The organism is Sphingomonas sabuli (assembly GCF_014352855.1).
Classification (GTDB): Bacteria; Pseudomonadota; Alphaproteobacteria; order Sphingomonadales; family Sphingomonadaceae; genus Sphingomicrobium; species Sphingomicrobium sabuli.
Map to the genome: position 1 here is coordinate 206,587 of NZ_CP060697.1, position 26,480 is coordinate 233,066.

Sequence of the window (26,480 nt, forward strand, 5' to 3'; positions counted from 1 at the left end):
TTGCCGCGCTGATCAGCAGTCTGTCCGCCCTCGTCTGGGCCGTGCGCCGGAAGCCTTAGCTGACGGTGCGCTTGCGACTGTAAACCGTGACCACCATGGTGGCCGTCAGTTCGGCCGCCCCGGGTGACCGCTGGAAACGCGTCGTTTCCACCAGCGTACAGGCGTCCATCTGTTCGGGAATGTCGCGGGAGAACTCGACACCCTCGCACTCGGTCACGCGGCCATTGCCGTTGATCACCACCCGGCTGACCTGCCGCACTTCGAGCGTCGCATCCTGGATCCTCGGCGCTTTAGGAGCGGCCGTTGGCGCAACCGGATAGAAATGGATGTCGGTGACGCTGGCCGCCACCGCGTGACCAGCAGGAGCAGCCATGTTCATGGCCTCCATTAGCATGGTCGCGGCCTTGCAGGGCCCTTCGCCGATGTCGAAGCCCGTCGCGGCAACGTCGCAATCGACCATCTTTCCTTCGCCAGTAAGGCTCAGCGTCGTCCGTGTCGTCCAGGCGTTGCGGGGCGCGGGCGGAACCAGGTCTTCGCCGACCCTCCAAGTGATGGTCTGAAGGTAGGTGTCCTTGATCGGCCGGCCCTTGGCGTCTTTCGCCGGGCTAAATTGCGCCCGTGCCCGGATGACGGCGCAGGTTTGTTCGTCGAGCGATGTCGATCCCGACGATTCGATGACCTTGCAGGATTCCACAAAGCCGGACGGGGCGATCACCAATCGTACCCGGACCCGGCCTCCCTCCTCGTTCTCAAGAGCGATGGCGGGATAGTCATCAGGCGTGAACAGGCCTTGGAGGTCGCCTTGGGCGGGGGTCGGCTGGCTCGCCGCGGCGGCGAGCATCAGGGATACGAACAGGCTCGGCACGGGCACTTCCTCTCAAACCTTCCCGAGCAGGGGTATCGTGCGCGGCGTTACGCAGCCGCGCAAGTGCGGGGTCCGAAGACCCCGCGTCACGCGTATCGCTCGTTACAGGATGAAGTCGCCGGCGACGAAGGTGTGGCTGCCGTCGACGCGGATGGCGAAGTCCGCCGTGCCGTCGCCGTTGGTGTCGCCGAACACGTAGGTGTCGACCCCCAGCTGTTCGTAGCGCAGTTCGCCGGCGTGGCCGGTGAACGCGCCGCTGCCGATGAAGGCGAACGCCTGGTCGCCGCCGACGGTGGTGTTCGCATCGACATTGTTGAGCCGGATGATGTCGCCCTCGCCGCGGCTGAAGTCGCGGATGCGGTCGGCGGCGACCGGATCGGCCCCGCCGAAGTCGCCCTGGTAGAAGACGAACAGGTCGGCGCCCGCGCCGCCGGTCATGTCGTCCGACCCGGTGCCGCCGACGATGAAGTCGGCGCCGTTGCCGCCGTTGAGGTTGTCGTTGCCGGCCTCGCCCAGCAGGCGGTCGTTGCCCGCCGCGCCGTTGATCGCATCGTCGCCGCCGCGCCCGGCAAGGATGTTGGCGGAGCTGTTGCCGAGCATGTAGTTGGCCAGCCCGTTGCCGGTGCCGCTGATGGTCCCGGCACCGGTCAGGATCAGGTCCTCGACGTTGGCGCCAAGCGCGAAGTCGACGATCGTGCGCACCGTGTCGTGGCCCGCGCCGGCCGCTTCGACCACCGTGTCGCCGGCGTTCCACACGACATAGGTGTCGTTGCCCTCGCCGCCGCGCATGCTGTCGGACCCGCCCGCGCCATGGATGAAGTTGTCGCCGGCATTGCCGACGATGACGTTGTCGAAGGCGTTGCCGATACCCTCGATCGCGCCGGTGCCGGTCAGCACCAGATTCTCGACATAGCGGGTCAGGCGGAAGTCGACCGACGAGCGCACCGTGTCGATGCCTTCGCCGTCATTCTCGATCGCCCGGTCGCCAAGGTTGTCGACGATGTAGGTGTCGTCGCCGACCCCGCCGAGCATGTAGTCGGCGCCCGTCGACCCGTTGAGCACGTTGTCGCCGCTGTTGCCGTACAGCCGGTTGTCCAACCCGTTGCCGACCGCGTTGATGTTGGCGCTGCCCGTCAGGCTGATCGTCTCGACGTTGGCCGGCAACCGGTAGGTGACGCTGGAACGGACCGTGTCATCGCCTTCGCCGGCGTTTTCGACGACCGCGTCACCGACATTGTCGACATAGAACAGATCGTTGCCGGTCAGGCCGTACATCACGTCCGCGCCGATGCCGCCGTCCAGCGTGTCATCCACATCCAGCCGGCCGAACACGACATCCCCCTCGCTGTCGAGGCCGCTGATGAACAGCGTGACGAAGACGGTGTTGCCGTTGGCCAGCGTGTAAGTGAAATACTCGGCGTACAGCGTGTTTTGCCCGCCGGATTCCGGTGACGGCACGCCGCGGTAAGCACCGTTGGGATCGAAGGAGAAGGTCCCGTCCGCGTTGACCGTAAGTAGGGTGCCCGTCGAGGTCGTGAACTGCGTGCCGACGTTGGCCGCGGACCCATTCACTTCCGCGATCTGCAGCGGCGGCCCATCCGGATCGGAATCGGCGCCATAACCATTGTCCGCGAACAGGTTTCCGGTAACGACGGTCTGCTCGTTGGTGGTGAATTCGTCGTCCTGTGCAACCGCCGGATCGTCCACGGCGACCACGTTCACGGTCGACGTCACGGTCGTCGTATCGTCGCCGCCAAGCACGGATCCGCCGCCGTCGACCAAGTTCCAGGTGATCGTGCGATCGCCGCCGGTCGCGCCGTTTCCGGCATTGTTCTGGTAGGTAAACGAACGGATCAGCTCGCTGACCCGGGCAGGGGTGGCGCCGGTGCTGAACTGGATGGTGATCGAATCGTCCCGCACTTCACCGACCGTGCCGACGAGAGCGCCGTTGATCAGGACGATCGCGCCCGGTTCGAATTCGCCCATGATCATCACCGATCCGTCGGCGATGCGCAGCTGGTCTTCGCCTGCCACGAACCCGCTGGAAATGCTGACCGTCAGGCTGCCCGACGCAAAGGAGTTGCTGTCGGCGTCGGTGACCGCGGCGTTGCCGCCATTGTCGAGGTAGATTGCCCCGTCGGTCTCGTTCCAGGTGACGGTGTCGCCTTGCAGCTCGGCGACCACCGGAGCCACGTTCGGCGTGAAGAAGCCGAAGTCGAGGGTGTTGTTGGTGTTGTTGCCGAACACGTCGACCGACGGCTCGTCACCGTAGCTCAGCGTGATCGACCGGCTGGCGACGCTGCCGTCGTCCATCGCGCGGCCGTTGCTGTCGCCGTCTTCGTTATTGTCGGGGTCGAGACCTAGGCCGGAAACCACCATGCCCTCAAGCGCGCTGCCGGTCTGGAAGTTCGCCGCGTCGATGCTGACGATGTAATTGCCGGGCGCCAGGCTGTCGAAGACGTAATATCCGTCCGCGTCGGTGATGGTCGTCGCGATTGCCGCGCCGTCCGCGATATTGTCGTTATTGGCGTCGGCGTAGAGGCTGATGGTCACGCCCGACAGCCCGTCTTCATACAAGGGCTCGAATTCGCCGTCCCCGTTGGCATCGTACCAGACGCGATCGCCAAGGGTCAGGGTCTCGACGACGAGCGCCGTCAGGTTCGAGGTCACGCCGCCGGTGGAAGGGGTGAAGTCGACGGTCGCGTAATTCTGATAGGTGGGAATGACCATGTTCGAGAAATTCCAGACTGTGGACGTATATTGGACAAGGATGCCGCTGCCTGCATCCAGCGTGCCGAGGGACACCGGCGCCAGAGCATAGGCCGTCGCACCGATGTCGCCGAAGTCGCCGTTGGCGACGTCGCCGGCGCCTGGCAGGCGCCGCTCGCCGACGTTGGCGTAACCGTACATGAGGCTGCCGGCGTCACCCGATTGATAGGAATCGCCCAGGCCGACCTGGTGGCCAAGCTCGTGCATAACCACGGTCAGCAGGTCCATCGCGCCATCGGCGCCGCTGCCCGCGATCGCGGTCAGCGACGTGCCCGACCCGCCGAACTCGCTGTCGTCGCCGGGCGTGCCGTCGACGAACCAGCCGTGACCGGCACCGTTGCTGTCGATGGTGATCGTGCCCGCATTGCTGGTGGCAAGATACACGCCAGTCATGTCGGCGACGCTGATCGTTGCCGCGCGCATCGCCGCCAGCTGCTCGTCGCTGGCGCCTGTATCTGCCCAACGCTGGATGGCCGCGTCGATGACCGCGTCCAGCTGCGCTTGGGTAAGGTCGTGCGAAGTCGTGGCATCGTCAGGCGAACCGGCCTGGCCGTCCGGCGCGCCGGCACCGCCATCGGTGCCGCTATCCGATCCGCCGATGGTGGCCAGGATGGCGGCCGGCGGCAACAGGGGCGTACCTGGTGCGCTGGGATCGGCGCCGTTGATGAAACCGTGCCCGGTGCCGCTGACATTGTTCGTGACGCGCGTGCCGTTCGACGCGTCCAGCGTGTTCTGTCCGGCAAGATAGGCGCCGACGGCGGTGTTGTTGTCGGCGGCGCCGCTGTAGCCTGGCAGGATGACGGTGGTGCCGAACCGCTGCTGCAGCGAAATGTCGGAGCCGATACCGACATAGGAACCGACCAGATTATTGTTCGAGATCTCGAGCGTCGCGGTAAGATCGTCGCCGCCGTTGGACGATGTCGTGCCGACGTTCACGTACAGGCCAAAGCGGTTCGCGGCGGCTCCCGGCGTGTTGCCCGGGTTATTCACCGTGTTGCCTGTGATCGTCAGGTCGATATCCGGCGTGCTGTTGCCCATTTCATCGCCGAGCGCGATGAAAATGCCCTGGCCATTATATTCGCGCACCAGATTGTTGCTGATGTTGACGATCGAATTGCCGCCCCCGGCTACGCTGCCAAAGGAAATGCCCGACCCTTGGACGGACCCCGAATTGTTGAGCGTCGGATCGCCGACGATATTGCCGGTGATGCTGCCGTTTACCGAGGCATTGTTTGAATCCACACCGATCGCAGAGCCCTGGATTGTCCCGAGGACGGTGTTGCCTTCGACCAGGAAATTCACCGCGGCGCCGTTCTCGGATATGATCCCGATATTCCCGCCGACACTCGTACCGAGGTTGTGCGTGTAGTTGTTGTTGGCGGCATCGTAGGCGATCAGGTTGTTGGCGTAATTGTCGGTGACCGTGAAATTGCCCGTACCGCCGTTGCTCACCCGCAAGTAGACGGCGTTGCCGACTTCTCCCAGGAAGTCGTTGTCATCGACCAGCGCGGTAATCGATCCGCCGCCAAAGGAAGAAACCGTCAGATTGTCGCCGCCGCTCGCAACGGCCGTGTTCATCACCTGCGTAGCGCCGAAGGTGTTGCCGCTGGCGGTGAAGTTGAGCAGCCCGGTGCCCACATTGACGATGGCCAGATTGTCGTCGAGCCCGCCCTGGATGGTGTTGTTGGTGACGGCGACGTTGCCCGTCAGTTCGTCGAAATGGATCGCACCTTCGCTCAGCGTCACCTGTGACGCCGTCCCGGCATTGAGGATGTGGTTGTTTCCGTTGACGCCGTTGACGACCGAGTTGGTCAGCGCAAAGCCGGTGACGTTGTGGCCATAGATTCCGAAGTTTGAAAAATCGTTCAGCTGCACGTTGTTGAGCTGCACGTCGGTGGTGTTGTTGAGATAGATGCCGACACCGCCGTTGCCCGCCGAAACGCTCAATTGGTACAGGTTCGGCGCAGCGCTGTTGTTGTCCGTGCCGGTGAAATGCTGGATCGTGCCGCCGCTTCCCGCGGTGCCGTTGCCGGTGATGTGCAGGCCACCGGCCGATCCGGTGGTGTCGAGGATCACGCCGACCCCGGATGTGCCCGCCGCGGATCCCGCGCTGATGCTCTGGAACGTCACGTCGGCGGCACCGATATTGGTGTTGCTGATATTCAGCGCGGTGCCGGCCGTGGTGGTGATCGAGTTGCCCGCGCCCGTTACCGTGACCGTGCCGCCGCCAGTGGCGGAGAAGCCGGTGCCGGTGGTGCTGTCGATATCGAGCCCGCCGCCGCTCATCGACAGGGTGCTGCCGGCCGAGTTGCCGGTGAAGGCGAAGGCGGTTCCGCTGGTCGTGTCCAGGTTGGTCGTGCCGCCGTTGAACGTGAAGCTGTTCGTACCGGTGTTGCTGCCGATGTTGATCGCGCTGTTCGTGCCCAGGTCGGCGGTGACGTTGTTGCCGAAGCTGACCGTCAGCCCGCTGTTGCCGGAAATGTCGATGCCGTTCTGGCCGTGCGAACCGCTGATGACCGTGGTGCCGGAGACCGTGAACGTGCCCGACACGCCGGTCAGGTCGACCACGCCCCCGTTGCCGCCGGTCGAGCCGATCGAGCCGATCGAGTTGAGCGACACGTTGAGAGTCCCGCCCTGATCGATGTCGAGGATCTGGCCCTGTCCGGCGATGGTGGTGTTCGACATGGTCAACGTCCCGACCGTGCCGTTGCCGTCGCTCACGCCGACCGCGCTGGTCGAGGTGCCGATCAGGTTGAATCCGCTGACCGTATTGCCGGTCGACAGGGTGATGCCGACGTCGCTGTAGTTGAGCGTGGTGTTGCCGCTGCCGGCACCGATGGCGATGCCGTTGACGACGAACGCGGTGCCGTCGCCGACCAGCGTCTGGTTGGCTTCAAGCTGCAGGTTGGCGGAATAGGCGCCCGGGCCGCGGTCGTAGACGAAGATGGTGTCGCCGGCGCTGTCGGCGTCGCCGGTCCCGCCGGCCCCGTTCAATTGGTCGAGGCTGGTGTACGGGCGGTCGTAGGACCCGTCGGACGCGCCGTTGGACCCGTCATAGGCGCTGTCGACATACCAGACGAGGCCGGTGACGTTGACCGTCACCTCGGCCGCGCCGACGCTGGCCAGGCCGTCTTCGTCGACGGTTTCATAAGTGAAGCTGGCGGCGCCGGTGAAGCCGGCTTCGGGCGTGAAGGTGAACGTGCCGTCGCCGTTGTCGACGATGGTGCCATGGTCGCCCGCGCTCACGTTGGTAACGGTCAGGTTGGCCGCATTGCCGTCGGCGTCGCTGTCGTTGCCGATCAGCTGGGCGGTCGTGATGATGACCGGCGTGTTGCCGGTGATGTCGATGGTGTCCGCATGCGCGACCGGCCCGATCTGGACCGAGCCGGGATCGATCGTCATCCCGTTCTCGGTCAGCGTCGCGATGATATCGGTGACCGTGGTGTCGCCGGTATTGGTGACGATCAACTCGTTGAGCAGGGTATCGCCCGGATCGATGTTGCCATCTCCGTCCACGTCGTTGGACAGGGTCTGGGTCAGCGTGCTTTGGATATCGACAGGCATAGCAATTCCCCACGGTCGCGCGGGGATAACGTACGTACGATCAACGCCTTGCAAGGCCGAGCCCCCCGCAGAGTTCGGCCACTAACCTTGCGCATTAATTTACGTCCGTTTCAAGACTGATCGGGACGGAAAATCGTCATTTTTCGGGACTCCGCGTCGGGCGCTGCCCACCCTAGAGAATGAAGTCGCCGATGACGAAGTTCTGCAGTCCGTCGACGCGGACGGCGAAGTCCGCCACGCCGTCGCCGTTGGTATCGCCGAACACATAGGTATTTGCGCCGATCTGCTCGAACCGCAATTGGCCCGCGGCGCTGAAGGCGGCCTTGCCGATGAACTGGAAGCCCTGGTCGCCGGCGACATTGGCGTTGGCGTCCACCAGGCTGAAATCCATGCGGTCGATCTCGCCGTGGCTGAAATCGCGGATCCGGTCTGCGGTGACCGGTGTGGCGCCGCCGAAATCGCCGTCGCGGAAAATGAACATGTCCGACCCGGTGCCGCCGGACATGATGTCCATGCCCACGCCGCCATCGACCTTGTCGTCGCCGTTGCCGCCGTTGAGATTGTCCGCGCCGGCGCCGCCGCGAAGCTGGTCGTTGCCGCCGCCGCCGATGATCTCGTCGTTGCCGCCCAGCCCGGACAGCAGGTTGGCCGCGGCATTGCCGAGCATCGAATTGGCGAGGTTGTTGCCTGTCCCGCTGACCGCGCCGTTGCTGGACAGGGTCAGGTCCTCGACGTTGGCGCCAAGGGTAAAGCTGACCGACGAATAGACGATGTCGCGACCTTCGCCCGCGGACTCGACGACCTGGTCGCCGGCGTTCTCGACGACATAGATGTCGTTGCCGGCGCCGCCGCTCATCATGTCCGCGCCGCCGGCCCCGTGGATGAAGTTGTTGCCGCTGTTGCCGATGATGGTGTTGGCCTGGGCGCTGCCGATGCCCTCCAGATTGTCGCTGCCCGTCAGGATCAGGGTCTCGACGTAGTTCGCCAGCCGGAAGTTGATCGACGAACGCACCGTGTCGTTGCCGCTGTTGTTGGCTTCGACCGCCCGGTCGCCGAACTGGCTCGCGAAATAGCTGTCGTCGCCGGCGCCGCCGCGCATGATGTCCGCGCCCGCGCCGCCGTTGATGACGTTGTTGCCGCTGTTGCCAAGGATGAGGTTGTTGAGCGCGTTGCCGGTGGCGTTGATGTTGGCCGTGCCGGTCAGCGTCAGGCGCTCCACATTGGCCGCCAGCACGTGGGTGACCGACGACCTGACGGTGTCGATGCCCTGGCCAGTGTTCTCGACGACGACGTCGCCGGCCGAATCCACGACATAAGTGTCGTTGCCGGCGCCGCCCGTCATCTGGTCGTTGCCGGTTCCGCCATTGATGATGTCGTTGCCGGTCGATCCCGAAAGATTGTCGTCGCTGTCCAGCCCGCGGATCGTCCAGTTGTCGCCGGTGAAGGCCGCGAACGTGTCGCTGTCGGGCGTCCCGTTCCAGAAGGCGCTCGGATCGACCGCGACGCGCACGGTCATGCCCCAGCCGACGCCGTCGTTGCGATAGACCTCGATCCGGCCCTGAAGCGAAAGGTTGGTGACGCCGGCAATCATGTCGAGGTCGCCGTCGCCGTCGATGTCATCGAACACCGGCGCCGAATTCTGGCCGGTCCGCAAGCTCCAGAACGGAGCCTCGAACGTGTCTTCCTGCGTGAAGATTCCGTTGCTGTTACGATAGAAGATGAAGTGCCCGTTGGAATTGCCGTGCACCATGTCGAGGTCGCCGTCGCCGTCGATATCGGCAAAGGTCGGCGCCGGGTAACTGCCGACCGGCAGTTGAACGACGTTGAACGGATGGGTGTCGATCTTGGTGACGGTGTTGTTGAGGTTGTTCTGGTACAGGAACATCAGCCCGTCCCGGCCGCCCACCACCAGGTCCAGGTCGCCGTCATTGTCGTAATCGTACGTCGCCATGCGCCCGTGCTGGTTGTAGCCGCGGTCGAACAGGGCGCCGGCGTCGCTGAAGGTGCCGTTGCCGTTGTTGGTGTAGCGCCGGGCGATCCCCGACTGCCCGTCGAGGATGACCGCGTCCTTGTCGTTATCGCCGTCGAGATCGAGGAAGGCGATCGACGTCAATTCGCCGTCGGACACGTTGGTGTTGATGGTGCCGAACGGATTGCCCGCGCCCTCGACTTGCACGTAATTCATCGGGCCGTCGTTGCGCAGCAGGTGGATTTCTCCATCCGCCGCGCCGCAGAAGATGTCGAGGTCGCCGTCGCCGTCATAGTCGTAAAGCGTCGGGGTCACTTCGTAGCTGACCTGCTGCGACCCGAGATTGTTGAACGGATTGTCCGACCCTTCGAGCAGGGTGAACCCGGCGCCGGTGAACCCGCCGTTCAGATCGTTGCCGGCGGCATCGAGGACGTTGATCGACAGGAAGCGCTCGGCGGTCGGGGTCGCGCTGGTGTGCGCGTAGGTCAGGTTTTCGATCAGCGCTTCGACCGCGGGGCTGGTGGCGTTGGCATTGAGCGTGATGGTCAGCGGTTGTCCGTCGACGCCGCCCTCGAACGTCCCGATCGTCACGCCGCCATAGGTGACGTTCGATCCGATGGTGTTGATCCGCCCGGCCCCGATCCCTTCGTTGCGGATGCCGAATTGATCTTCCGCCAGCGCCAGTCCGGCGGTGGACAGGATTACCGTGGCGCCGTCGAAATCATCGTCCGGATCGTTGAACGTGACATCGCCATCGATGATCTGCGGCACCGTCGTGACCACCGGCCGGCTGAAGATCACCTCGCCCGACAGGTTGGTCAGAGTTGGAGCTGGCATGTCTAAGTCTCCCTATTTCCCGGCGGACTGCGGCGCGCGATCCCTAGTCGGTCGGCCCGCGTCACGCGTGTCGCTCGTTACAGGATGAAGTCGCCGCCGACGAAGGTGTGGCTGCCGTCGACGCGGATGGCGAAGTCCGCCGTGCCGTCGCCGTTGGTGTCGCCGAACACGTAGGTGTCGACCCCCAGCTGTTCGTAGCGCAGTTCGCCGGCGTGGCCGGTGAACGCGCCGCTGCCGATGAAGGCGAACGCCTGGTCGCCGCCGACGGTGGTGTTCGCATCGACATTGTTGAGCCGGATGATGTCGCCCTCGCCGCGGCTGAAGTCGCGGATGCGGTCGGCGGCGACCGGATCGGCCCCGCCGAAGTCGCCCTGGTAGAAGACGAACAGGTCGGCGCCCGCGCCGCCGGTCATGTCGTCCGACCCGGTGCCGCCGACGATGAAGTCGGCGCCGTTGCCGCCGTTGAGGTTGTCGTTGCCGGCCTCGCCCAGCAGGCGGTCGTTGCCCGCCGCGCCGTTGATCGCATCGTCGCCGCCGCGCCCGGCAAGGATGTTGGCGGAGCTGTTGCCGAGCATGTAGTTGGCCAGCCCGTTGCCGGTGCCGCTGATGGTCCCGGCACCGGTCAGGATCAGGTCCTCGACGTTGGCGCCAAGCGCGAAGTCGACGATCGTGCGCACCGTGTCGTGGCCCGCGCCGGCCGCTTCGACCACCGTGTCGCCGGCGTTCCACACGACATAGGTGTCGTTGCCCTCGCCGCCGCGCATGCTGTCGGACCCGCCCGCGCCATGGATGAAGTTGTCGCCGGCATTGCCGACGATGACGTTGTCGAAGGCGTTGCCGATACCCTCGATCGCGCCGGTGCCGGTCAGCACCAGATTCTCGACATAGCGGGTCAGGCGGAAGTCGACCGACGAGCGCACCGTGTCGATGCCTTCGCCGTCATTCTCGATCGCCCGGTCGCCAAGGTTGTCGACGATGTAGGTGTCGTTGCCGACCCCGCCGAGCATGTAGTCGGCGCCGGTCGACCCGTTGAGCACGTTGTCGCCGCTGTTACCGTACAGCCGGTTGTCCAACCCGTTGCCGACCGCGTCGATGTTGGCGCTGCCGACCAACACGACGGTCTCGAAATTCGCGGGCAGGCGATAGCTTACCGACGTGAACAGGCTGTCGTCGCCGGCGCCGATGCTTTCGACGACCCGGTCGCCGGCATTGTCGACGATGTAGATGTCATTGCCGGCAAAGCCGCGCATCGTGTCGGCGCCCCAACCGCCGTCCAGCGTGTCGTTGCCCGCCGTTCCGAGGACTTCGTCGAACGCCGTGTCGGTGCCGTTGACCGTCACCACCACCGTTGCCGTGTTGCCGTCGGCCAACATGTAGGTGAAGCTGTCCGTGGGCGCGGTGTTGGACCCGCCCGATCCCGCGCCGGGCGTGGCATCGAACGCGCCATTGGGGTCGTAGCTGAAGGTGCCGTCGGCGTTGACGGTGAGAAGCGCGCCGGACGGCAGCGTGATCTGCGTGCCGACGTTGGCCGGCGCTCCATTGACCGCGGCGACCGTCAGCGCCTGCCCGTCGGGATCGCTGTCCTCGCCATTGCCGTTGTCGGCGAACAGGCTGCCGGAAACGACCGACTGTTCGGGCGTGGCGAAGGCGTCGTCCTGCGCCACTGCAGGATCGTTGACGGCCGCGACCTCGACGGTCGTCGTGAATTGCGTGGTGTCGGCGCCGCCGGCGGTCGTGCCGTCGCCGTCGACCAGCGTCCAGCTGACCGTCCGCGTGCCGCCGGTCGGCGCATCGTCGCCGCTGTTTTCAAAGGTGAACGACCGCACCAGTGCCTGCACGCGCGACGGCGTTGCGTTGCTGTTGAAGTCGATCCGGATTTCGTCGTTCGACAGGGCCCCGATCGATCCGATGGGCACGCCGTTGATCGTCACGGTTGTCCCGATCTCCGGCTCGCCGAAGAACATCACGGCGCCTTCCGCCAAACCAAGGCGGTCTTCCCCCGCAACATAGCCGCCCGTGATGCTGACGGTCAGCGAACCTTCGTTGAAATTGGTGCTGTCGCTATCGGAAACGGCGGCGTTGTTGCCGTCGTCCAGCCGCACCGCTCCGTCGCCTTCCGTCCAGGTGACGCTGTCGCCCGGCAGGTTCGAAATGGACGGTGCCTGGTTGGTGTTGAAAAAGCCGAAGTCGACCGTGGTGTTGACGTTATTGCCCGTACCGTCCGCCGTCGGCTCGGCGCCCGTCGTCAGGGTGATCGTCCGGCTCGTCACGCTGCCGTCCGGTTGGGCCGCGCCATTGCTGTCGTTGTCGACGTTGTCGTCCGGATCGGGATTGGACCCCGTCGGCGACAGGTCGGCCAGAACGCCGCCCGCCGTAAAGTTGGAAGCATCGATGCCGACGATGTAATTGCCGTCGGCAAGGCCGCTGAACGTATACGCGCCGCTGACGTCCGTGATGACCGTCGCGATCGCCGCCCCGTCCGCAACGCCGTCATTGTCGGCATCCAGGTACAGGCTGACCGCGACGCCCTCGATGCCTGTTTCCGACGCGTCCTCGTAAATGCCGTCGCCGTCGGTGTCGTACCAGACCCGGTCGCCAAGCGTCAGATCCCCGGCCGCCAAGGCGAACGGACCTGGAGGCGCGTTCGTGGCCACCGGCTCGCCTGCCGCGGCAAACGTCTCGCCGGCCGCGGCCGACATCTTCTGCGAAAAGGTCTTGGTCAGGATGACGGACATGAACTCTTCCCTCACTGTCGCACCCGGGTCACCGATGGACATGGTGCGGTTTTGCGGCGCCTTTCCCTGCGCTGTGCGCCTGGTTCAGTCAGCCCTTCAGATGCTTGTCTTGGACGGCGGAATACTTGCCGGGACGCCTACAGGATAAAATCGCCGATCACGAAGCTGTGCAAGCCGTCGACGCGAATGGCGAAGTCCGCCACGCGGTCGCCGTTGGTGTCGCCGTACAGGTAAGTGTTGCTGCCAATCTGTTCGTAACGAAGTTGCCCCGCCGACCCGGTGAATGCGGCAGTGCCGAGGAACGCGAACGCCTGGTCGCCGGCGACCCCGCTGTTGGCGTCGACGGCGTTGAGCTGGATGCGGTCGCCTTCGGCCCGGCTGAAATCGCGGATACGGTCGGCAGTCGCCGGCGTCGCGCCGCCGAAATCGCCGTTGGCGAAGATGAAGAAGTCGGCGCCGGCGCCGCCGCTCATGGCGTCCTGGCCGGCGCCGCCGGTCAGGGCATCGGTGCCGTTGTTGCCGTTGAGATTGTCGGCGCCAGTGTCACCCAGCAGTGTATCGTTGCCGCTGCCGCCGATCATATTGTCATTGCCGGCCCCGCCGTTCAGGATATTCGCGGCGGCGTTGCCGAGGATGTAGTTGTCGAGCGTGTTGCCGGTGCCGTTGGTAACCCCGGCGCCGGTCAGGACCAGCTCCTCGATATTGGCGCCCAGCACGAAGCTGACCGACGACCGCACGGAATCGATTCCGGCCACCGCGCCCTCGATGACCTGGTCGCCAGCATTTTCCACGACATAGATGTCGCTGCCTGCGCCCCCCGCCATGATGTCCGCGCCGCCCGCGCCGTGGATGAAATTGTCGCCGTCATTACCGTTGATCGTGTTGGCCTGCCCGTTGCCGATACCCTCGAGCGGCGCACTACCGACCAAAGTGAGAGTCTCGACATAATTGGCGAGCCGGAAGTTGATCGATGCGAAGACCGTGTCGTTGCCGGCGTTGTTGGCTTCGACCGCGCGGTCGCCGAACTGGTTGGCGTAATAGGTGTCATCGCCCTGGCCGCCGCGCATCAGGTCCGCGCCGTCGCCGCCGTCGATGATGTTGTTGCCGGCATTGCCGAGGATCAGGTTGTTCAGCGCATTGCCGGTGCCGTTGACGTTGCCGGTGCTGATCAGCGTCAGGTTCTCGATATTGTCGGACAGGGTGAAGCTGACCGACGACCGGACCTGGTCGGTGCCTTCGCTGGCGAATTCGGTCACCGTGTCGCCGGCATTGTCGACGACGAAGACGTCGTCGCCCGCGCCGCCGGCCATCGCGTCCACGCCGCTGCCGCCGTTGATCACGTCGTTGCCCGTGTAACCGGACAAGGTATCGTTGGATTCGTAGCCGACGATGGTCCAGTCGTCGCCGGTGAAGGCGCTGAAGCTGTCGGCGTTGGGCGTGCCGTACCAGAAGGCGCTGGGGTCGATGACCACATGGACCAGCTGGCCCCATCCGACGCCGTCGTTGCGGAACACCTCGATCCGCCCGGCAAGGCCGGTGTTGGTGGTCCCGACGATCATGTCGCGGTCGCCGTCATTGTCGATGTCGAGGAAGATCGGCGCGGTGTTCTGGCCCGCCATCAGGCCCCAGAACGGGCTTTCGAACGTGTCTTCCTGCGTGAACACGCCGTTGCTGTTGCGATAGAAGATGAAGTGGCCGTTGGAATTGCCGTGGACCATGTCCAGGTCGTTGTCGCCGTCCAGGTCGACGAAGGTCGGCGCCGGATAGCTTCCGGTCGGCAGCACGACGCCGCTGAACGGATGGTTGCTGGCCACCGTCAGAGTGTTGTTCAGGTTGTTGAGGTAGACGGCGATCGCGCCGTCGCGGCCGCCGACGACCAGATCCTGGTCGCCGTCGCTATCCACGTCATAGGTCGACATGCGGGGCAGGGATTCGTTGCCGCGGTTGGCAAGGGTGCCGCCGGCCGTGAACGTGCCGTTGCCGTTGTTGGTGTACCGGACCAGCCGGCCGTCCAGCCCGTCGGCGATCACCGCGTCCCGGTCGCCGTCGCCGTCGAGGTCAAGGAACACGATCGACGCGCTCTGGCCGATATCGACGCCGTTGAACGGGTTGGCCGCGTTGACCTGCAGCGAAAAGGCGCCGTTGCCGTCATTGCGCAGGTACCGGATCCGACCGTCGTCGCCGCCTGTGAAAATGTCCTGATCGCCGTCATTGTCGTAATCGAACAGGGTCGGCGTGACGAGAAAGCTGAGCTGCTGCGAACCGAGCGAATTGAACGGGTTGGCCGCGCCTTCCAGCTGGGTGAAGCCGCCGCCGGTGAAACCGCCGTTAAGGTCGTTGCCCTCCGCGTCGATGACGTTGATCGCGATATAGCGGTCGGGCGTCGGGTTGGCGCTGGTGTTGCCGTAGGTCAGGTTTTCCAGCAGCGCTTCGACCGCCTCGTTGGTGGCGCTGGCATTGAGCGTGATGCGCAGCGTCTGGCCGTCGACGCCGCCGCTGTAGGTGCCGATGACGACGCCGCTGTAGCTGACGTTGGTGCCGACGACGCTGATCCGGCCCAGCCCGACACCCTGGTTGCGGATGCCGAACTGATCCTCGGCCAGCCCGATGCCCGCGCTCGACACGGTCACCACCGCGCCGTTGAAGTCGACGTCGGGGTCGCTGAAACTCAGGGAGGTGTCGATCACCTGCGCGACGGCGGTGATCATCGGACGGCTGAAAACGACCTCGGCATCGAGGTCGGTCAAAACTGGTGCTGGCATCGAAATCCCCAGAAATGCCCGGCCCGCTTCTGGATTGGCGGACTAGGGCACGCGCGCGGTCCTTACTGCAACCGGGGTCACGTCGCTAGTGAATTTTCGTTATATTCCAGCGCTTACTAGCAAGGGGACGGCGCATAATTCTCGCCAGACGCCGGCCTGCGGGATCGCGACATGTCGACTCGCCGACTCGGGACGTCAGCCGCTCCAATCCTTGGCTAGGTCAGCTGCTCCTCGTGGCCGTACACCAGCACCGTCATGTACGCGGTGCGCAGTCCGCCTTCGGCTGCCGCTTCGAAGCGCTCCGCGCTCAATTCCTCGCAGCCATAGCCCGACCGCACGTCGCCGAACGACCCGACGGTGTCGCAGCTGCGCACCGCGCCGTCGCTGGCGATGGCGACCGTCATCATTTTCGCGCCAAGCAGCGTGTCGCCGGACTGGAGGCTGAGCGAGCCGGGGGTCGCCCCGGGGCTGAAACGCCGTTCGATGGTGATGCTGGTCAGCGCGGTGACGGGGGTGCTGGCCTGGTGCATCGAGGCCGCGGCGGTCTCGTCGTCGGCGCAGGATTCGACGCCCGACCGGCTCGATTCGTACCGGCACGTCTGCTGCTCGCCGTCGTCGCTGATGCGATAGGTGATCTTTTCCCACCACGGCGCGGCGGACGACAGGGCAGGGGCGGTGTCCGCGATGGACCCGGAAGCTGCGGCGGCGAGGATAAGCGCGGCAAGGCCGAGCACGATGGCGTCTCCTTCTCGTGCCCGCTCCGGCAGCATGATTGCCGCCGCCCCTGATAATGCAAACGTATCAGAACGAATTCGGTCCCCGCTGCCGCGATTTTTCAGGCGCGACGCGCGAAGGGGCCGGCCAGGCCGGCCCGCGCGGCGGCTAGAGGATGAAGTCGCCGGTCACGAAGTCGTGGTTGCCATCGACGCGGATGGCGAAGTCCGCGAATCCGTCGCCGTTGGTGTCGCCGTACACATAGGTGCTCGATCCCACCTGTTCGTATCGCAACTGCCCGGCGCTGTTGGTGAACGCGCCGGTGCCGATGAAGGCGAACGCCTGGTCGCCGCCGGCCGTGGTGTTGGCATCGACGAAGTTAAGCCGGATGCGGTCGCCTTCCTCCTGGCTGAAATCGCGGATGCGGTCGGCGGTGGCCGGCGTCGCGCCGCTGAAATCGCCGTCGAAGAACAGGAACAGGTCGGCGCCCGCGCCGCCGTTCAGCGTGTCCTGCCCGGCGCCGCCCTCGACCCAGTCATGGCCGTTGCCCCCGCTCAGGCTGTCGTTGCCGGCGTCGCCTTCCAGGCGATCGTCGCCGCCGCCGCCGATCAGCGTGTCGTTGCCGTCGCGCCCCGCCATCACGTTGGCGGCGGCATTCCCGACCATGTAATTGTCCAGGGTGTTGCCGCCCCCGTTGACGGCATCGACACCGGTCAGCACCAGTTCCTCGATGTTGGCGCCAAGGACGAAACTGACCGACGAGCGAACCGAATCATAGCCGCTGTTGGCGTTTTCGAACACGCGGTCGCCGCTGTTCTCGACCACGTAAATGTCGTTGCCGCCGCCGCCGCGCATGGTGTCGGCATCGCCGCCGCCATGGATGAAATTGTCGGCGCCGTTACCGATGATCGTGTTGGCCTGGCCGTTGCCGATGCCCTCGATCGCGGCGGTGCCGGTCAGGATCAGCGTTTCGACATAATTGGCCAGCCGGTAATCGACCGATGCGCGGACCGTGTCGTCGCCGGCGCCCTCGGCCTCGATCGCGCGATCGGCGACATGGTCGGCGATGTAGACATCGTCGCCCCCGCCGCCGCGCATGATGTCGGCCCCGGTGCGACCGTTGAGCAGGTTGTTGCCGCCGTTGCCGATGATCACGTTATTGAGCGCGTTGCCCAGCCCGTCGATGTTCGCCGCGCCGGTCAGGGTCAGGTCCTCGACATTGTTGGTCAACGAATAAGTGATGGACGAACGGACCTCGTCGCGGCCCGCGCCACTGGCTTCGGTAACGAGGTCTCCGGCGTTGTCGACGACGTACAGGTCATCGCCAAGCCCGCCGGCCATGCTGTCGGCGCCAGCGCCGCCGTTGATGACGTTGGCGTCGTCGCTGCCGGTCAGCGTGTCGGCGAAGGCCGAACCGACCAGGTTTTCGAAGCTGATGACGGAATCAAGGCCCGCCGCGCCGCTGGCCGTTCCCAGCGCAAGGCTGACCGTCACCGCGCCGAGCGCGGACGTGTAGCGCACGGTGTCCACGCCGTCGCCGCCGTCGAGCACATCGTCGCCGTCGCCGCCGTCGATCGTGTCCGCGCCGCCGCCGCCGATCAGGGAATTGACCCCGGCATCGCCGACCAGCAGGTCATCGAAGGCCGAACCCACGACGGTCTCGATCCCGGAAAGGCTGTCGGTCCCGTCGCCGCTGGCCGTGCCCAGCGCAAGGTTGACCTGCACTTCGGCCGCGGCATTTTCGTAGCTGGCGGTATCCGCGCCATCGCCGCCGGCGATGCTGTCGTCCCCGGCGCCGCCTTCCAGCCAGTCGTCACCGCCGCCGCCGCTCAGGCTGTCGTTGCCATCGCCGGCGCGCAGCGAATCGATCCCGCCCAGGCCGTACAGGACGTCATTGCCCGATCCGCTCGTGACGTTGATGCGCTCGAAATCGGCATAGTCGAGCTGACCGAACGTGCCGCCGTCGATCGACCCGCTGTACCCGCCGTCGTCGAAGGCGAAGACGCCGGAAACGCTGGTCTGGACCGGCTGGCCCGACCCCGGGTCGGGGGTGCTCAGGCTGTTGTAGAATTCGTTGAGCGGCTGGTAATCGCCGTCGGGCGCGGTCGCGACCACGAACTGCTGGTTGACCACGAAGGTCTCGCCGGTCACGGACGCGACCACCAACGGCCCGCCGGTGAAGCCTTCGCTTTCCGCCAGCACCCAGCCGTCCGAGCCGGACACGATCGTCGCGACATACCGGATGTAGATCGGCCCGGTATATTCTATCGACGTGATGGACGACGTGACAGTCCACGTCATGGTCAGGCCGTCTTCCGAAATGGAATCGAAGGTCAGCAGGCCGCCATTGCCCTGGACGGTCGCGGATATGCCCTGCGGCCCCCACCACAATTCGTCATACTGGCTGGTGTCGAAACCCGAATAGGTGTTGGTCCGCCCGCCGCTGAAACCGGTGCCCGTGCCCGACCCGGAAAAGGTCGTTCCGCCGGGCGCCGGATAGCCGGCGATCACCGGACCGGTCAGCCCCGGCTCCGTCATCACCACCGCTTCGGTGACCGACGAATAATCCACCGTCAGGATGTCGAACCCGGCGCCACCGTCAGCGGTATCTGCCCCGCCCAGGCTGACGACGACCTCATCATTTCCCGCGGCGCCGGTGATGACGTCGTCTTCGCTCGTGTCGAACAGGCTGTCGTTGTCGGCGGTACCGGTGATGTTCATTGCCCCAGCTCCCTTAGTCGGCACCGCGACTCGGCGGGCCAAGCGGGCAAGAGATTTACCTCCGATTTGGACGAGTCAAGAAACGGCCAGTTAAAACGCCGCCGGGCGCAAGGCTCTTGGTCGCCACTTCAGACGAAGACTCCAGCTATTGGTATCGGATCGAAACGCATCTCGCCCGTCGTCCTGCCGAAGACTCGCTCGGCATGCCGTTCCTCTCGATCGTTGTTGAGGCGCCACGTCAGCGGCACCTTTGGACGGCTGCGGCCCTTGGCGCGGGCCAGACATCGCCGTGCGGCATTGCAAATGTGGGGGAGACGCCGGGCAAAAGGCGAGGGATCGAGGGGCGGGCAGGGGCCACGCGCGTCGGCGCGCCCCCAAACGAAATGGGGGCCGGCATTGCTGCCAGCCCCCACTGCGCCGAGCGAAGGATCCGCCAAGTTCCAGACATCGGATTCCAGGGGAATCCAATCCTCGATCCCGGCTCACCAGCTCAGGCGTCGCTTCCCATCGTCAACCTCCTCGTGAGAGGAGCCGTGCTGCCTCTACTCCAGTGCGCCGACCGAAGTCCCGCTGCTGTTTCGTGCCGCTCGGCCTGACCCGAAGGTCACAGTCGGCCAATGTTCCGCGGCCCTTCTTGGGATGACCATCTCCTGCGTCCCGCTGTGCATCCGGACAATCCGAAGATTGCCTTCCGCCGCGTCGCGCAATCGAAAGATCATCTCTTCCGGCGCCTCGTCCCGGCCTGCCGCGCTTTGGCTCCCGAAGGAACCGCCGCATTGCCTGCCGCGGAGATCGGATCTTTGGTCACCTGCCGCACCTTCGAACCGTTGCCGGTTATCCGGTGAGACCTGGGACCGCTGCCCCGATCACCCCTGCTTATTGCCGCGCGCTTCCGAGTCGCGCCAAGCGGAAAAGGCATGGTTTGGCCTGTGGATAACGTGGATATCGTGCACAACTGCGGAACATTCGGGCATTCCAAATATCGCCGTTCGTCGGTTGCCGTTTCGTTCCGCTGTCCCTAGCTCAGCACCGTGCCCGATCTGCCCGCCACGACTCCCGAGCCCGGCTACCTCCACGGCCTCAATCCGCCGCAGCGCGAGGCCGTGCTGACCACCGAAGGCCCGGTGCTGGTGCTGGCCGGCGCGGGCACCGGCAAGACCGCGGCACTGACCGCCCGGCTCGCCCACCTGATCGCCAGCCGCAAGGCGTGGCCCAGCCAGATCCTCAGCGTTACCTTCACCAACAAGGCCGCGCGCGAGATGAAGGAGCGCGTGTCCGCCATTTCCGGCGGCGCGATCGAGGGCATGCCGTGGCTCGGCACCTTCCATTCGGTCGCCGCGCGGATGCTGCGCGCCCATGCCGAGCTGGTCGGGCTGAAAAGCAATTTCACCATCCTCGACACCGACGACCAGCTGCGCGTGCTCAAGCAGCTGATCCAGGCCGCCAACCTCGACGACAAGCGCTGGCCGGCGCGCCAGCTGGCGGGGATGATCGACCGCTGGAAGAACCGTGGCTGGACCCCGCCGCAGGTCGATGCAGGAGAGGCGGAGGCCTTCGGCCCGGGCCGCGGCCGCGAGCTCTATGCCGCCTATCAGGAGCGGCTGAAGACCCTGAACGCCTGCGACTTCGGCGACCTGCTGCTGCACATGCTGCACATCTTCCGCACGCAGCCCGACGTGCTGGAAAGCTATCGCGACCGCTTCCGCTACATCCTCGTCGACGAATATCAGGATACCAACAGCTCGCAGTACGAATGGCTCAAGCTGCTGGCCGAACCGCGCCGCAACCTGTGCTGCGTCGGCGACGACGACCAGTCGATCTATTCCTGGCGCGGCGCCGAAGTCGCCAACATCCTCAAGTTCGAACAGGATTTTCCCGGCGCGGCGATCATCCGGCTGGAACAGAATTACCGCTCGACCGGCCACATCCTGTCCGCCGCGGACGGGGTCATCGGCAACAACAGCGGCCGGCTCGGCAAGACCTTGTGGACCGACGCCGGGGAGGGCGAGAAGGTCCGCGTCATCGGCGTCTGGGACGGGCCGGAGGAAGCGCGCCGCATCGGCGAGGAAATCGAAGGCGTCCAGGCGCGCGGGCTCAACCTGTCGCAGATCGCGATCCTCGTCCGCGCCCAGTTCCAGACCCGCGAGCTGGAGGAGCGGTTCATCGCCATCGGCCTGCCGTACCAGATCATCGGCGGCTTCCGCTTCTACGAACGGGCCGAGATCCGCGACGCGCTGGCCTATCTTCGGCTGATCCACCAGCCCGCCGACGACCTTGCCTTCGAACGCATCGTCAACCAGCCCAAGCGCGGCCTTGGCGACAAGGCGCTGGCGACGATCCACGCCGCCGCCCGGGCGCAGCGGCAACCGCTGCTGATGGCCGCCGCGACCCTGCTCGACAGCGACGAGCTGCAGGCCCGCGCCCGCAATTCCCTTGGCCGGTTCATCGGCGACGTCGCCCGCTGGCGCAAACTGGCCGACGACCTGCCGCATGCGGAGCTCGCCCGCACTGTGCTCGACGAAAGCGGCTACACCGCGATGCTCCAGGCCGATCGCTCCGCGGAGGCTGCCGGCCGGCTGGAAAACCTCGCCGAACTGGCGCGCGCGATGGAGGAATATGACAACCTCCCGGACTTCCTCGAACATGTCAGCCTGGTGATGGACAATGACGAGGATCGCGACCGCGAAAAGGTCACGATCATGACCATTCACGCCGCCAAGGGGCTGGAATTCGACACCGTCTTCCTGCCCGGCTGGGAAGAAGGCATCTTCCCCTCGCAACGCGCGCTCGACGAAGGCGGGCTGGCCAGTCTCGAGGAGGAACGGCGGCTGGCCTATGTCGCCATCACCCGCGCCAAGCGCCGGCAGACCGTGCTCCACGCCGCCAACCGCCGCATCTACGGCCAGTGGACCAGCAGCTTGCCCAGCCGCTTCGTCGGCGAATTGCCCGAAGCGCACACCGAATCCGAAACCACGATGAGCGGCGGCGAAAGCCTGTGGCGCGCGCAATGGTCGGAACGCGCCGACCCCTTCGCCCACCTCGGCCCGGCCCAGGCGATGCGCTCCAGCACGCGCGGCCCCGGCTGGCAGCGCGCGGCCTCGTCCGGCCGCTTCAGCCCCGAACCGCAACGCGTGATCGAAGCGCGCGCCTCCGCCGTCTCGCTCGGCAACAAGGGTCGCGGCGACGTCGCCGTCGGCCAGCGCGTCTTCCACGACAAGTTCGGCCACGGCACCATCCAGGCGATCGAGGGCAACAAGCTTGAAATCGACTTCGAAAAGGCCGGGCTGAAAAAGGTGCTCGACAGCTTCATCAGCGTGGATTGAGCCCGGTGGCGAAACATTATCCAACCACCGACGACGGCCGGTACTTCCTTGTCCGCGGCCGCCTGTGGCGTTGCTCCGACCCCGCGCTTGGGGAAGACCGGCGCACGACGCTGGTCAGGCAGTTGATGACGGCGCGCAGCGCGGTCGGACGGGCGCTCCGGGCCGGGGACGATGCCGCGCTGCGCGACGCTCGGGCGGCGGTCGACGCGGCCAAGGTGGCGCTCGGCGAACGCGGCAAGCCGTGGTGGGACGACGGCGCGCCCGATTACAATCGCCAGATGGCGCGCAACACGCCCTACGCCGCGTGGGCGGAGCAGACCGAAACGCGCGGCCAATAGGGGAACCGGACGGCTTGGCGACCGTTCACCCGCCATGTCGAAAAGCTTTCAAAAAGAACATCTTAAGTCCCGCTCGAACTCTGTCGTTTACGATCGTCAGCGGCGTCCGTGGCGCGTCCTCCTGCTCTCTGGCCTGGCCTCGGTGGCGATGACCAGCGCTGCCGCCGGCGCGCAGAGCCTCGTGCCTGAGGCGCAAAGCCTGGTGCGCGACATCAGCGGCGGCCGCAGCGCCGGCGACGTCATTCGCGACGAGCTCGCGCGCGTTGACCTGCCGACGCGTCACCGCGACAGCTAGCCGGGTCCCGCCAACCGGAGATCCGCTCATGACCGACCAGCCCGCCGTCCGCGACAACACGGACAAGCATCGCTTCGAAATCGACCTTGGCGACGGCGACTTTGCCATCGCCGAATACCGGCTCCACGGCGACGACATCCTGTTCACCCACACGCTCGTGCCGGAAACGCACGAAGGGCAGGGGCTGGGCACCGCGCTGATCAAGGCCGCACTGGCTTCGGCGCGGAAACGCGGGCTCAAGGTTCATCCGCACTGCAAGTTTTTCGCCGCCTACATGAAGGAGCATGCCGACGTGCAGGACCTGCTCACTCCGGAATGGCGGGCGAAGCTCGGCGTCGAATAAGCCGCCGGATCGGTTTTTCCTGTCCTACAGACCCCTTTTGCGGGCACATCGTCGCGATGCGCCGCAGCCATTGTCTCATTCGCCCTCAACCATCCCCCGCGTCGGCGATCCTCGCGTGCGCGCGCGTAGTGAGTGCGACTTTTGTGACCTTTGGCCCGGTTCCGGCCTGTGCGCGGACGTCTTGCCCGCGCTTGGCCGATGCGCCAAAGCGCCGCTGAACAGGACGGGGCCCGCATCTTGCCGCTGAGTTTTCAGGACCTGATTTTGACGCTGCACCGCTATTGGGGCGCGCAAGGCTGTGTGCTGGTGCAGCCCTACGACCTCGAAATGGGGGCGGGGACGTTCCACCCCGCGACCGTGTTGCGCGCGCTTGGCCCCGACCCTTGGAAGGCGGCGTTCGTCCAGCCGTGCCGCCGCCCGACCGACGGTCGCTACGGCGAAAACCCCAACCGGCTCGGCCATTATTACCAGTATCAGGTGATCCTGAAGCCCAGCCCGGCGGACCTGCAGGACCTTTACCTCGGCAGCCTCGCCGAAATCGGCATCGACCCGCTCAAACATGACATCCGCTTCGTCGAGGACGATTGGGAATCGCCCACGCTCGGGGCCTGGGGCCTGGGTTGGGAAGTGTGGTGCGACGGGATGGAGGTGACGCAATTCACCTATTTCCAGCAGGTCGGCGGCTTCGATTGCAAGCCGGTGGCGGGCGAACTGACCTACGGCCTCGAACGGCTCGCCATGTATATCCAGGGCAAGGACAACGTCTTCGACCTCGACTTCAACGGGCAGGGCGTGACCTACGGCGACGTCTTCCTCGAAAACGAAAAGCAATTGTCCGCCTGGAATTTCGAAACGGCCAACACCGACATCCTGTTCGACCAGTTCAGGAAGGCGACGGCGGAATGCGAAAACGCGCTGGGCGCGAACCTGCCGATCCCGGCCTATGAACAGGCGATCAAGGCCAGCCACATTTTCAACACGCTGCAGGCGCGCGGCGTGATCTCCGTCGCCGAACGCCAGGCCTACATCGGCCGCGTCCGCGACCTCGCCAAGGGCGCCTGCGCCGCATGGATGAACAAGAACGGATGGGCGGCGTGACCGGCACCACGGCCGACTTCCTGCTCGAACTGCGTTGCGAGGAAATTCCGGCCCGCATGCAGGCCGGGGCGCGCAACGACCTTGCCCGGCTGTTCGCGGCGGAGCTCGACAAGGCCGGCCTGCAAAGCACCGGCATCACCACTTTTTCGACGCCGCGGCGGCTGGCGCTGGTGGCCGCCGGCCTCGCGCTCGAAACCTCGGCCCGCAGCGAGGAACTGAAGGGCCCGCGCACCTCCGCGCCGCCGCAGGCACTCGAAGGTTTCCTGCGCAAGACGGGGCTGACGCAGGATCAGCTTGAAGATCGCGACGGCGTCTGGTTCGCCAATCTCGCGACGCCGGGCCAGCCGACGCGCGATCTTGTCGGCCCGATGATCGAGCGCATCGTGCGCACGTTTCCCTGGCCCAAGTCGATGCGCTGGGGCGACGCCTCGGGCAGCAGCGAAAGCCTGCGTTGGGTGCGCCCGCTGCACGGCATCGTCGCCATCCTCGGTGAAGACGTCATCGCCGCGACCGTCGACGGGATCGAAAGCGGCGCGGCGACGCTCGGCCACCGCTTCCACCGCCCGGGGCAGATCACCATCGGCGGCGCGCACGATTACGTCGAAAAGCTGCGCGCCTGCCACGTCGTCGTCGACCAGGACGAACGCGAAACCATCATCCGCGACGGCGCCGCCGCGGCGGCACGAGCCGCGGGCCTTACGCTGATCGAGGACGAAGGGCTGGTGGTCGAAAATGCGGGCCTGACCGAATGGCCGGTGCCGCTGCTGGGCCGTTTCGATCCCGACTATCTCGACGTGCCGCGCGAAGTGATCGTGCTGACCATGCGCACCAACCAGAAATATTTTGCCTGCGCGGGCGATGACGGCGGGCTTGCCCCGGCCTTCGTCTGCACCGCCAACATCGACGCCACCGACGGCGGCGCCGCCATCGTCGAAGGCAATCGCAAGGTGCTCGCCGCACGCCTCGCCGACGCCCGCTTCTTTTGGGAACAGGACCTGAAGGCGCCGCTAGACAGCTACCTGCCGAAGCTCGACGGGATGCTGTTCTACGAAGGCATGGGCTCGCTTCGCGCCAAGGCCGACCGCATCGCCGATCTCGCCGCCCGCCTGACCGCGGCTTACTTCCCGGACCGTGATCCCGAAACGTCGCGCCGCGCGGGCCTGCTGGCCAAGGCGGACCTTGCGACCGGAATGGTCGGCGAATTTCCCGAGCTGCAGGGGATCATGGGCGGCTATTATGCCGAACGCGGGGGTGAAAAGCCCGGCACTGTTGCGGCGCTTCAGCAGCAATATGTGGGGGCGGTCGAAGGGTGCATTCCGGCGGCCGTCGCACTGGCCGACCGGCTCGACACGCTCGCCGCCTTTTTCGCGCGCGGCATTCGCCCGACGGGGTCGAAGGATCCGTTCGCGCTGCGCCGCGCCGCGTCGCAGGTGATCCAGACGATCCTCGTCAACGGGACGCGCCTCTCGCTGCGCGACGCGCTCGGCATGGCCAGGGATGGCCTTGGCACGGACGGCGCGAAGCTCGACACCGGCGACCTGGTCGACTTCTTCGCCGATCGCCTCAAGGTCCAGCAGCGCGAAGCGGGCGTCCGCCACGACCTCATCGACGCGGTGTTCGCGCTGGGCGGGGAGGACGACCTCGTCCGCCTGCTGGCACGGGTGCGCGCGTTGCAGGACTTCGTCGAAACGGCGGAGGGTAGGGACCTGTTGGCCGGCTACAAGCGCGCGGCGAATATCCTACGGAAGGAAAACTGGACCGGATCGCAGGGCCGGACTTCGCGCGGCGCGCAGGGCATCGCGCAGACCGGCGAGGAAGATCCGCTGGCGCTGGTCGACGAACCGGGCATGCGCGAAGTGGTCGCGGCGATGGTCGCGGAGCGATCGGGCGCCGACCTGCCGGAGGAAGAGGCGCTCGAAGACGCGCTCGACCAGGCCGAGCCGAAGGCGGCCGCGGCGATCAATGCGGAAGATTTCACTGCCGCGATGGCGGCGCTGGCGTCGTTGCGCGGGCCGATCGACACCTTTTTCGACAAGGTCACGGTCAACGATGCCGACCCGGCGCGGCGCAAGCGCCGGCTCAACCTGCTACTTCGCTTCCGCGACGCGGTCGACGGCGTCGCGGACTTCTCGAAGATCGAGGGCTAA

14 protein-coding genes are annotated in these 26,480 nt (G+C 65.8%); 7 read left to right on the top strand and 7 right to left on the bottom strand.

Annotated features, from left to right (window positions below):
• Positions 1–55: 55 nt before the first annotated feature.
• The 7 genes from H8M03_RS01095 to H8M03_RS01125 form a co-directional block, all read right to left on the bottom strand.
• Positions 56–865: an energy transducer TonB gene (locus H8M03_RS01095; RefSeq protein WP_187479946.1), complete on the bottom strand. Its 810-nt coding sequence runs from the start codon at positions 863–865 to the stop codon at positions 56–58.
• Positions 866–967: 102 nt separating this feature from the next.
• Complete coding sequence (locus H8M03_RS01100) at positions 968–7,198, bottom strand: cadherin-like domain-containing protein (RefSeq protein ID WP_187479947.1); 6,231 nt, start codon at positions 7,196–7,198, stop codon at positions 968–970.
• A 172-nt stretch (positions 7,199–7,370) separates the two neighbouring features.
• Entirely contained in the window at positions 7,371–10,004 is a 2,634-nt protein-coding gene (locus H8M03_RS01105) for an FG-GAP-like repeat-containing protein (protein ID WP_187479948.1), read from the bottom strand.
• 77 nt (positions 10,005–10,081) lie between these two features.
• Entirely contained in the window at positions 10,082–12,739 is a 2,658-nt protein-coding gene (locus H8M03_RS12845) for an SdrD B-like domain-containing protein (RefSeq protein ID WP_187479949.1), read from the bottom strand.
• 137 nt (positions 12,740–12,876) lie between these two features.
• Positions 12,877–15,501: an FG-GAP-like repeat-containing protein gene (locus H8M03_RS01115; RefSeq protein ID WP_187479950.1), complete on the bottom strand. Its 2,625-nt coding sequence runs from the start codon at positions 15,499–15,501 to the stop codon at positions 12,877–12,879.
• Positions 15,502–15,716: 215 nt separating this feature from the next.
• Positions 15,717–16,235 carry a hypothetical protein gene (locus H8M03_RS01120; protein WP_187479951.1) on the bottom strand — a complete coding sequence of 173 codons (519 nt, stop codon included), beginning with the start codon at positions 16,233–16,235 and terminating at the stop codon, positions 15,717–15,719.
• 148 nt (positions 16,236–16,383) lie between these two features.
• A complete protein-coding gene (locus H8M03_RS01125) occupies positions 16,384–18,936 on the bottom strand; it encodes a calcium-binding protein (RefSeq protein ID WP_187479952.1) in 2,553 nt (850 codons plus the stop codon).
• Positions 18,937–19,553: 617 nt separating this feature from the next.
• Between H8M03_RS01125 and H8M03_RS01130 the strand changes: the two genes are divergently transcribed.
• The 7 genes from H8M03_RS01130 (at position 19,554) to glyS (ending at position 26,480) form a co-directional block, all read left to right on the top strand.
• A complete protein-coding gene (locus H8M03_RS01130) occupies positions 19,554–19,781 on the top strand; it encodes a hypothetical protein (RefSeq protein WP_187479953.1) in 228 nt (75 codons plus the stop codon).
• 186 nt (positions 19,782–19,967) lie between these two features.
• Positions 19,968–22,259 (top strand): ATP-dependent helicase, encoded by a 2,292-nt coding sequence (locus H8M03_RS01135; protein ID WP_187479954.1) that lies wholly within the window; start codon positions 19,968–19,970, stop codon positions 22,257–22,259.
• Positions 22,260–22,264: 5 nt separating this feature from the next.
• Entirely contained in the window at positions 22,265–22,597 is a 333-nt protein-coding gene (locus tag H8M03_RS01140) for a hypothetical protein (protein ID WP_187479955.1), read from the top strand.
• A 148-nt stretch (positions 22,598–22,745) separates the two neighbouring features.
• The gene (locus H8M03_RS01145) at positions 22,746–22,892 is read left to right on the top strand and encodes a hypothetical protein (protein WP_187479956.1); all 147 of its coding nucleotides are present in this window, start codon (positions 22,746–22,748) and stop codon (positions 22,890–22,892) included.
• A gap of 28 nt (positions 22,893–22,920) precedes the next feature.
• Positions 22,921–23,235, top strand: a complete 315-nt coding sequence (locus tag H8M03_RS01150; protein ID WP_187479957.1) for a GNAT family N-acetyltransferase — start codon at positions 22,921–22,923, stop codon at positions 23,233–23,235.
• Positions 23,236–23,433: 198 nt separating this feature from the next.
• Positions 23,434–24,333 (top strand): glycine--tRNA ligase subunit alpha, encoded by a 900-nt coding sequence (locus H8M03_RS01155; protein WP_187479958.1) that lies wholly within the window; start codon positions 23,434–23,436, stop codon positions 24,331–24,333.
• A complete protein-coding gene (glyS, locus tag H8M03_RS01160; RefSeq protein WP_246448961.1) occupies positions 24,303–26,480 on the top strand; it encodes a glycine--tRNA ligase subunit beta in 2,178 nt (725 codons plus the stop codon). The genes H8M03_RS01155 and glyS overlap by 31 nt, the downstream gene beginning before the upstream one ends.